Source organism: Lentimicrobium sp. L6 (assembly GCF_013166655.1).
GTDB lineage: Bacteria > Bacteroidota > Bacteroidia > Bacteroidales > UBA12170 > UBA12170.
Map to the genome: position 1 here is coordinate 43,729 of NZ_JABKCA010000032.1, position 10,179 is coordinate 53,907.

Annotated in this window: 3 protein-coding genes; all 3 read right to left on the reverse strand. The window is 38.0% G+C overall.

The window, feature by feature from the left end; translation table 11 throughout:
* Position 1: 1 nt before the first annotated feature.
* Positions 2-3,766 (reverse strand): T9SS type A sorting domain-containing protein, encoded by a 3,765-nt coding sequence (locus tag HNS38_RS09670; protein WP_172346359.1) that lies wholly within the window; start codon positions 3,764-3,766, stop codon positions 2-4.
* A gap of 168 nt (positions 3,767-3,934) precedes the next feature.
* The gene (locus HNS38_RS09675) at positions 3,935-5,221 is read right to left on the reverse strand and encodes a hypothetical protein (protein ID WP_172281156.1); all 1,287 of its coding nucleotides are present in this window, start codon (positions 5,219-5,221) and stop codon (positions 3,935-3,937) included.
* Positions 5,222-5,685: 464 nt separating this feature from the next.
* A partial coding sequence (locus tag HNS38_RS09680) for a T9SS type A sorting domain-containing protein (protein ID WP_172346360.1) occupies positions 5,686-10,179 on the reverse strand: 4,494 nt, incomplete at its 5' end.

Consider the following 10,179-nt stretch of genomic DNA (forward strand, 5'->3'; position numbering starts at 1 on the left):
CTTATTGTTTGATGATTTTAATACTGGCCTGATTATGAGAATCATTCAGTTTTATAAAATATATTCCACTTTCTAATGAAGAACAATCGATACTCGATTTTGAGGATTCTAAAATACCAGAAGCTTTCAAACTTCCTAAAGCATTTAAAATCTGATAATCGACTGGAGTAATGGAGTTGGATTGGATGAATAGTAAATCCTGTACTGGGTTGGGATAAAACTGAGTTTGTAATTCTAATGCTTCGGTCCCTACAAAAGTAATGACATAAGTAGTATCTCCAGAAACCACTCCTTCACTATCAACATTTACAACTAGGTTATCACCAATTACCAACCAAATACCATTGGAGCTACCATCATCTTCTAATACTCCCCATTCATAAGTTCCAGGAAAAACATCCAATGTTAAAGACCAATTTTCACCATCTTGAGTCATGGCTTGTGTTTCCCATGCAGTCATTTCTCCTTTTAGCTTGATGTTATTATAAAGGTGTGTGGCATCAATAACATTGAAGTTTACAGGGAATGCTTGTAATTCTTCTGTAACAGTGAGTATTCCATTTACATTATTTATACCATCCCAAAAACCGCCATCGGAATCAGAAAAACCTCCATAAACAAAATCTTGATCTTGGTATTGAAAGCGAGTGGCATAATAATAAGTTCCGACATCGCTAATATATGTTCCAATATTTCCTGAATACTCATCATTATTCCCATCATTGCCCAAATAATAAGCAGGATACCAAGTGGTCCAAGAAGAAGGAGCAGTATCGTCTGAACTATATCCAATCCAAGCTTGAAGCTCTACAAGAGAATCCTCACTTTGGGTGATTCCATCGATATAGGCTTGTCCATAAATTATAAATTCGGAATTAGGTTCGATAGAAGCATCTGGAGGCCATTGTAAATTGGCCCAACCAATGCTATCTGGTGCAGGAGTCTCTGTAACTGTTAATATCCCATTTACATTACTTGCTCCATCCCAAAATCCTCCACCCTCTTCAGAATAGCCACCAAAAACTATTTCTTGATCTTGGTATTGAAAGCGAGTGGCATAATAATAAGTTCCGATCTCGTCCATTAGAATTCCAATATTGGCAGAATATTCATCATTATCGCCATCCTCTCCTTGATAATAAGCAGGAATCCATTCGCTCCATGTTTCAGGATTGCTATCATCAGAACTTATGCCGATCCATGCTTTAAGTTCGGTTAATGAATCTGATTCACTAGTAATACCATCAATATATGCCTGCCCATAAACGGTAAAATCTTCTTCAGGTAATATTTCTCCCTGAGGAGGCCATTGAATATTAGCCCAGCCTATGGTATCAGGAGTTGGAGTATTGGTAACTGTCAAAATACCACTGACATTATCAACACCATCCCAGAAACCACCATTAGTAGCAGAATAACCACCATAAACCATTTCCTGATCGAAATATTGAAAACGTGTGGCATAATAATAAACTCCTTCATCGGTCATGAGGCTTCCAAGGTCAACAGAATATTCATCGTTATTTCCGGAGGCGCCTAAATAATAGGCCGGAATCCAATTGGTCCAGGTTTGTGGCTCTGTATCATCTAAACTATAACCTACCCAAGCTCTTAAATCAATTAAAGAATCTGCTTGGTTGCTTACGCCTTCAATCCAGGCTTGTCCATAAACTACAAATTCGTTTAGAGGCTCAATTTCTCCTGTAGCAGGATGCTGAAGATTAGCCCAGCCAATCACATCAGGCGTTGCCTCTGTAACCGTGAGCATTCCATTTATATTTTCAGTTCCATTCCAGAAACCTCCTCCATCTTCGGAGTATCCACCATAAACAAAAGCTTGATCTAGATATTGGAATCTGGTGGCATAATAATACTCCCCTTCCACATCCATCAATGCACCTAAGTCTAAAACATATTCATCATTATCTCCAACAGCTTGGAAGTAATCAGCAGCAATCCAGTTGGTCCAAGTTGAAGGGTCGGTATCATCATCATGATAGCCCACCCAAACTTCTAAATCAGAAGAAGGCTCGTCTTGACCAGTAATGCCCTCAATATAGGCTTGACCATAGACTAAAAATTCGGTTTCCACTTCAATTTCACCAGCACCAGGCCATTGTAGATTGGCCCAAGTTATTTCATCTACTGAAGATGAGTTCACTGTAAGTTCACCATTTACATATTCAGTTCCATTCCAAAAGCCTCCTCCATCTTCGGAGTATCCACCATAAACATAATCCTGATCTAGATATTGAAACCTAGTGGCATAATAGTATGCTCCATCAGTATTCATTAAAGCGCCTAGGTCCAAAACATATTCATCATTATTTCCGACAGCTTGAAAATAACTAGCGGACACCCAATTGGTCCAGCCTGAAGGATCAGTATTGCCCGTATGATAACCAATCCACACTTGCAAATCATCGCTAGGATTTTCTTGATCTGTAATGCCTTCAATATAAGCCTGTCCATAGACTAAAAACTCTTGTGTTGGCGCTATTTCTCCTGAACCAGGCCATTGTAGATTGGCCCATGTGATTTCAGCTGGTGTTGGATCGTTAGTAACTGTTAATACTCCACTATTATATTCACTTCCATCCCAAAATCCTCCACCGGATTCAGAATAACCACCGTATTCATATTCTTGATCTTCATATTGAAATCTGGTGGCATAATAATAAGTTCCTTGTGTATTCATCACCTCACCAAGATTTACAGAATACTCATCATTTTCGCCTACTCCACCTAAATAATAGGCAGGTAGCCAGTTGGTCCAAGAAGAAGGGTCGTTATCTGTTGTGCTATATCCCACCCAAGATTTTAATTCTAAAAGAGAATCTGCTTGATTAGTTACATTATAAATGAAAGCTTGTCCATAGACTATATAATCTCCACCAGGAAGAATTTCACCACTTGCCGGCCATTGAAGGTTGGCCCAACCAATGGTATCGGGAAGTGCAACACCTACAGTATATGTAAAATCAGCTCCATCATTATCATTTATCTCCATTGCATATAAAAAACCATCGTTAGTGATTCCTGAAACCGTTGAACTAAAAACATTATACTCTACCACAGAGCTCTCGGCTTGACCGGGAATACTCACAGAACCAGAGGTTCCAGTGACATTAGCATCAATAATATTTATATTTTCCCAAGCATCAGTAGTATATTGAAGATAATAGTGTTCTTCGGCATTTGGGTTTGACTGTAGAGTGAAATTTACATCAATAATTTCATTGGCTGAAGCATCTGAAGGTTCAGTCACTGAAACAATAGCTGTGGGTTCAGAGGAGGTTTCCATGAAGATAGCTCTACTATCCATATAGCCTAGATCTTCCCATACTACAGTATACCATTTATTGTTGGTCAAGGTCACTTGATTATTATCAGCACCTTGATAAGAATAATTCTGAAGCTCATTTATGGACACAGTATTTGCTGACCATTTATTGGCAAAATAGTTGGTACTTGGTCCACTAGTGAAGAGCCACTCGTAGCTTCCTCCTACTAAATCAGCACCTGATTCTGCCACATGGAAAGTTGTTTTCCATCGTGCTATTCCATTAGAGGATTTCACCAACAATCCTCCATCTACTTGATTAGGATTTCCCAAAAAGAGATGACCTACTGGTGGATTTGCCCAAGCATTCCATGCACCAGGCATATTTAGGCCTTCAGGTTCATATATTTGAGCCTTGGAGCTATTTACATTAAAAACAAAAAGTGAGATAATGATAAAAGTGAAAAAGTATATGTTTTTCATTTTGAATGTTTTACATGACCTTTTAGTCACAACTAAAAAGTTATATTTTATATTAAATTGATGGTTCGATAGGTATGAGAGATAGGAATAAGCAAAAAATTAATGAAGCTACTCAAAACATGATTAGTTTACATATTCCGAACAGCCTCATTATATATTAAATGTATTTTATTTTCTGACTTTAATGACTACAAAAACGATGGCCAAGAATCCTATTAAAAGGAAAGACCAATTTGACAAAGGAACTTCTGTAGAATTAACAGTCAATGTTCCACTTACATTGGTAGTCCCATCCCAGAATCCACCTTGAAAACCACCATAAACATAGGCTTGGTTTTGATACTGATATCTTGTGGCATAATAATAACTTCCAGGTTGAGTGATAGAAGTCCCTAAGTTTACTACATATTCATCATTATTACCTACTTCTGTGTTAAAAGTTGCAGGAACCCAATTAGACCATGTTGAAGGATCCGTGTCAGATAAACTATAGCCAACCCATGCTTGGATATCTACACCAGGTCCTGCAGGGTCTGTCACTCCATTAATATAAATCTGACCATAAACATTATAATCTGTTCCTATATCGATGGTTCCATCTCCAGGCCATTGTAGGTTTGCCCAATCTACCGTTGGAGGAGGAGGTGTTCCAATGTCATAAGAGTAATTTACTCCTCCATTATTATTGACATCAATAGCTTGTAAACCAAAATCTGCATTGATATTAGAGATAGTAGAAGTAAAAGCATAATATTTTACTCCAGTATTTACTACTTGACCAGGAATCGTAGCTGTACCTGAAGTACCAGTCATGCTGGCTAAGACAGCAGAAGCAGTACCCCAGTTATCGGTAGTATAACAGATATAAACCATTTCTTCTGGGCTAAGACTATTGTCCACAGTTACAGAAACATTTACAGGGTCGTTAGGCATTACAGTAGCAGGTTCGCTTACGCTAAGAATTTCTACTGGTTCAGCAGAAGTAGCCATGATAATCGCACGATTATTTGAATAACCAATATCCTCAAAATTAGCAGCATACCACATATCATTGAGTACAGTAATTGTATTATTATCAGGATGCTGATAGCTATAATCTTGAATGGTATTCATAGTGACAGCTACTCCATTCCATTTATTTGACCATTCGCTACCTGTTGCACCGCTGGTAAACAGCCACTCATAAGTTCCACCAACCACATCTGCTCCTGAAGCAGCTGCATGAATAATAGTATGATATTGTGCACCATCCCCGGTGGTTCTTAAAGCCACTTGTCCACCAGGAACCTGTGTGGCACTAGCTAGGGCTAAAGCATTAGTTGGAGGATTTGCCCAAGTATTCCAAGACCCAGGCATACTCACCCCTTCTGGACCCCATACCTGTGCATGTGATTGATTGGTAAATGCAATGAATGCAAACGATAGCATCATAATTAGCGTATAAATCTTTTTCATATCGTTGAATTTGAATTTAAAACTTATTGTATAATTAGTTATAATGATTAATTCAGAGGAAAAAACAGCCATACCAAGTTTTACTCGAAATAGCCTCAATATCAATACTGTAATTCACTCGATACTAAAAGCTGATTTTGTGATAATAGCAGTAAAGTATTAAAGGTCAGTTTATCAGCACCTAGCTCTACAAATGTATAAAAAAGTCATGTCTTTAAATAGCCTGTGAATAAAAATTCAAACGAACTAGCCTCATATCAAATACAGTAACTTGTTATTCCGATACTTACAGAGAAACAAGCCTTATTTTAATAACTATTTCAAACGTTTGAAATAATTTGCCATTTGTATTAAAACTAAACTATTTTAAGATTTTTTCTCACGACCAAATAAAAAAAGACCCAAATATTTAGTTCTTATTGAATTAAATAATTGGGTCTTTCTACTTGTTATCCTAAAAACTGCTATTGCTTGATAATCTTAATAGAAGCTTGATTCATATCATCACTAATTTGCAATATATAGACTCCTCTAGCTAATTCACTTAGGTCGATAGATTTTTCTGAGGAGGTTAAAACGCCCTGTTCTACCCTATTTCCTGTAGCATCTAGAATAATATAATTCAAGTTTTCGGCATCATTAGCCCTATCTATGTTCAATTGATTATGAACTGGATTTGGATAAATTTGCATCCCACTAGTGAATTCTTCTATAGCTGTGAAATTGATTTCATAGAAGATATCTCCACTCACCACACCTTGGTCGTGAACAGTAACAAATAGCTGCTCTCCTATGACCAACCAAATCCCATCTTGGGTTCCATCATCTTCCATCACTCCCCATTCATAAGTTCCTGGTTCAAGCTCTAAGGATAAAGACCAATCATCGCCAGTTTGAATCATATCCACTTTATTCCAGTTGGTCATTTCACCTTTAAACTTAATATTAGAATATAATTGAGTCGCATCAGTAGCTATGAAATTCACTCTATATGTAGGAGTTAAGCTTTTTACTGTTAGTATCCCACTTTGGTATTCTGAGCCATCCCAGAAGCCACCGCCATTGGTTGAATAACCACCATAAACAAAGTCCTGTTCTTGATATTGATAACGAGTAGCATAATAATAAATGGCAGCATTATCAATATCTGGACCAATATTAGCAAAGTATTCATCGTTGGCTCCAATATTTGAATGATAACTAGCAGGGACCCAAGTTTGCCATGTGGATGGGTCAGTATTAACTAAACTATAACCTACCCAGGCCTGAAGCCCTTCCAATTCTCCTTCTTCAATGGTTAATCCATCGATCCAAACTTGTCCAAATATTTCGAAATCTTCGCCTAAGAATATTTCACCTTGAGCTGGCCATTGTAGGTTTGCCCACTCTATGGCCTGACTTGCTTGATCACTTACTGTCAATACTCCATTTACATTTCCTGTTCCATTCCAGAATCCACCACCATCGGCAGAATATCCACCATAAACGAAATCTTCATCTTCATACTGATATTTAAAAGCATAATAATAGATGCCTTCTTCACTCATTTCAGCTCCTAAATCAAAGATATACTCATCGTTTTCATCTACTCCTAAATAATAGTCGGCAAGAATCCAATTATCCCAGGTGGAAGGATCTGTATTTTCTGTGTGATAACCTACCCAAGCTTTCAATTCACTTAATGAATCTTCTTGAATGGTGAGACCATCCATCCATACTTGCCCATAAACCAACAATTCGTCAAGAGGAGCGATTTCAGCAGAACCTGGCCACTGAAGATTAGCCCAATCTATACTTGAAGAAGAACCAGAACCAGTAACTGTTAATACACCGTTTATATAATCGGTCCCATTCCAAAAACCTCCTCCATCCATAGAGAAACCACCATATGCATAATCCTGATTTTCATACTGGAAACGCGTACTATAATAATAAGTTCCTTCAGAAGTCATGAATGCTCCTAAGTCTGCCGCATATTCATCATTATCACCCATCCCAATTTGATAATAAGCAGGGATCCAATCAGTCCAAGTGCTGGGGTCGGTATTTTCTAAACTATATCCTACCCAAGCTTGAAGTTCTGAAATAGAATCTTCTTGTGAAGTAATTCCATCGATCCAAACTTGACCATAAACCATAAAACTTTCCTCAACTTCTATTTCTCCATTTCCAGGCCATTGGAGGTTAGCCCAGCCAATAGAGTCTGTTATAGGATTATCGGAAACCGTGAGCACTCCATTTAAATTATTAATACCATCCCAGAAACCACCATTGGCTTCAGAGAATCCACCATAAACCATATCTTGATCTTGGTATTGGAAACGAGTAGCATAATAGAAAACACCTTCTGTGTCCATTAAAGCACCTAAATCCATACTGTATTCGTCATTATTTTCTGAAGCTCCTAAATAATAAGCAGGCACCCAAGTGGTCCATGTATTAGGATTGGTGTTTTCCATATTGAAACCAACCCAAGCTTGCAGATCGATTAATGAATCGGCCCCACCAGTTAGCTCTTCGATATAGGCTTGCCCATAGACCATAAACTCTTCTTCTAAGCCAATTTCACCAGAACCTGGCCATTGTAAGTTAGCCCAAAGAATATCGGTTACCGGAAGGCTAGTCACATTTAGGATACCTGAAGCATTGATACTTCCATCCCAGAATCCTCCTCCACCTTCAGAGAAACCACCATATACAAATTCTTGTTCTTCATATTGGAAACGAGTTGCATAGTAATATGTTCCTTCATCCGACATTAAAGCTCCAAGATTAGCGAGGTACTCATCATTTTCATCAATTCCATCATGATAATAAGCTGGAATCCATTCTGTCCAGGTACTAGGGTCGGTATCTTCTAAACTATAACCCACCCAAGCTTGTAAATTCTCTATAGAATCTTCTTGAATACTTAAGTCTTCCATCCATACTTGACCATATACATTAAACTCTTCCAAAGGCTCTATATTACCTGCTCCTGGCCATTGTAGATTAGCCCAACCAATGGAATCTGTGTTAAGGTTAGGTAATACAGTAAGCATACCACTTGTATTATTAACTCCGTCCCAGAAACCGCCATTAGTTCCACTGAATCCACCATAAACCAAATCTTGATCTTCGAATTGGAAGCGAGTGGCATAATAATAAACACCTTCAGCAGGTATATTAATTCCTAAATCCATGGCATATTCATCATTATTACCAACACCTTGGTTATAGTAGGCTGGCAGCCATTCAGTCCATGTTGAAGGGTCTGTATTTTCTGTGCTATATCCTACCCATGCTTGTAATTCTTGTAAGGAATCCTCCTGAGAAGTCATATCTTCAATATATGCTTGACCATAAATGACAAAACCATCTCCTTGTTCAATCTCTCCTGAACCTGGCCATTGAAGGTTAGCCCAAGAAATATCAGTCATTGGAGGAGCGGTCACGGTAAGCACACCAGAAAGGTAATCGATACCATCCCAGAAATCGCCACCACTAACAGAATGTCCACCATACACATAATCTTGATCTTGATATTGGAAGCGAGTGGCATAATAATAAACACCCTCTTCTGATATCATGGCACCAATATTTGAAACATATTGGTCATTTTCGCCAATGGCTGAATGATAATATGCGGGTATCCAATTGGTCCAAGTAGAAGGATCGGTATCGTCTAAGCTATAACCTACCCAAGCTTGTAATTCCTGTAGGGAATCTTCTTGAGATGTTATATCATCGATCCAGACTCTTCCATATACATTAAACTCTTGTGTAGGTTCTATATCGCCTGATAATGGCCATTGTAAATTAGCCCAAGCTATAGTATCTATTGGGTTATTAGTCACTGTAAGCTCTCCACTTACATTATTGACCCCATCCCAGAATCCACCATCAGATGTAGAATAACCACCATAGACAAAATCTTGATCTTGATACTGATAACGAGTAGCATAATAATATAGCCCTTCATCTGATAATGCAACTCCAAGGTTGGCTTTATATTCATCATTTGCTCCAATTCCAAGATTATAATAAGCAGGAACCCAATCTGTCCATGTATTGGGATCTGTATTTTCAGAATGATAACCTACCCAAACTTGTAATTCCTCAATAGAATCTGCTTGGTTAGTTATATTTTCAATCCAAACTCTTCCAAATACCTCATAATTTTCATTAGGCTCAATAACTCCATTTGCTGGCCATTGTAAATTGGCCCAACCAATAGAATCAATAACTTCAGGAATAACAGTTAGAACTCCACTTACATTCTCATCAGCATTCCAGAATCCACCACCACTTATGGAATAACCTCCATATACGTATTCTTGTTCTAAATATTGATAACGGGTAGCATAATAATAAGTGCCTTCTGTATCTAACAATAACCCTAAATCAGCTGTATATTCATCATTATTCCCAACTCCCTGATGATAATCAGCAGGAATCCAATTGGTCCAGGAGGAGGGCTCCGAATCAGTTAAACTGTAGCCAATCCATGCTTGCAAACCTTCTAATGCTTCCTCTTGAGAAGTAAGATTTTCTATATAAACCTGCCCATATACCATGAATTCTTGGTTTGGAATAATCTCTCCTTCCCCTGGCCATTGTAGATTGGCCCAATTGATGGAATCCTCAACCACTTCTGTGCTGACAAGAAGTATTCCACTGATATTATCAATACCATCCCAGAATCCACCTTGACTTAAAGAATAACCTCCGTATACATAATCTTGTTCTAAATATTGATAACGGGTAGCATAATAATAAGTGCCTTCTGTATCTAACAATAACCCTAAATCAGCTGTATATTCATCATTATTCCCAAGGCCTTGATGATAAGCAGCAGGAATCCAATTGGTCCATGAGGAAGGCTCCGAATCAGTTAAACTATAACCAATCCAAGCTTGTAATTCTTCAATAGGCTCCTCTTGACTGGTGATATCTTCAATATAAGCTTGTCCATAAAC

Bases quoted from the DNA above. Each gene is read 5' to 3' on its own strand.
- HNS38_RS09670 (WP_172346359.1), bottom strand. From the start codon at position 3,766: ATGAAAAACATATACTTTTTCACTTTTATCATTATCTCACTTTTTGTT.
- HNS38_RS09675 (WP_172281156.1), bottom strand. From the start codon at position 5,221: ATGAAAAAGATTTATACGCTAATTATGATGCTATCGTTTGCATTCATT.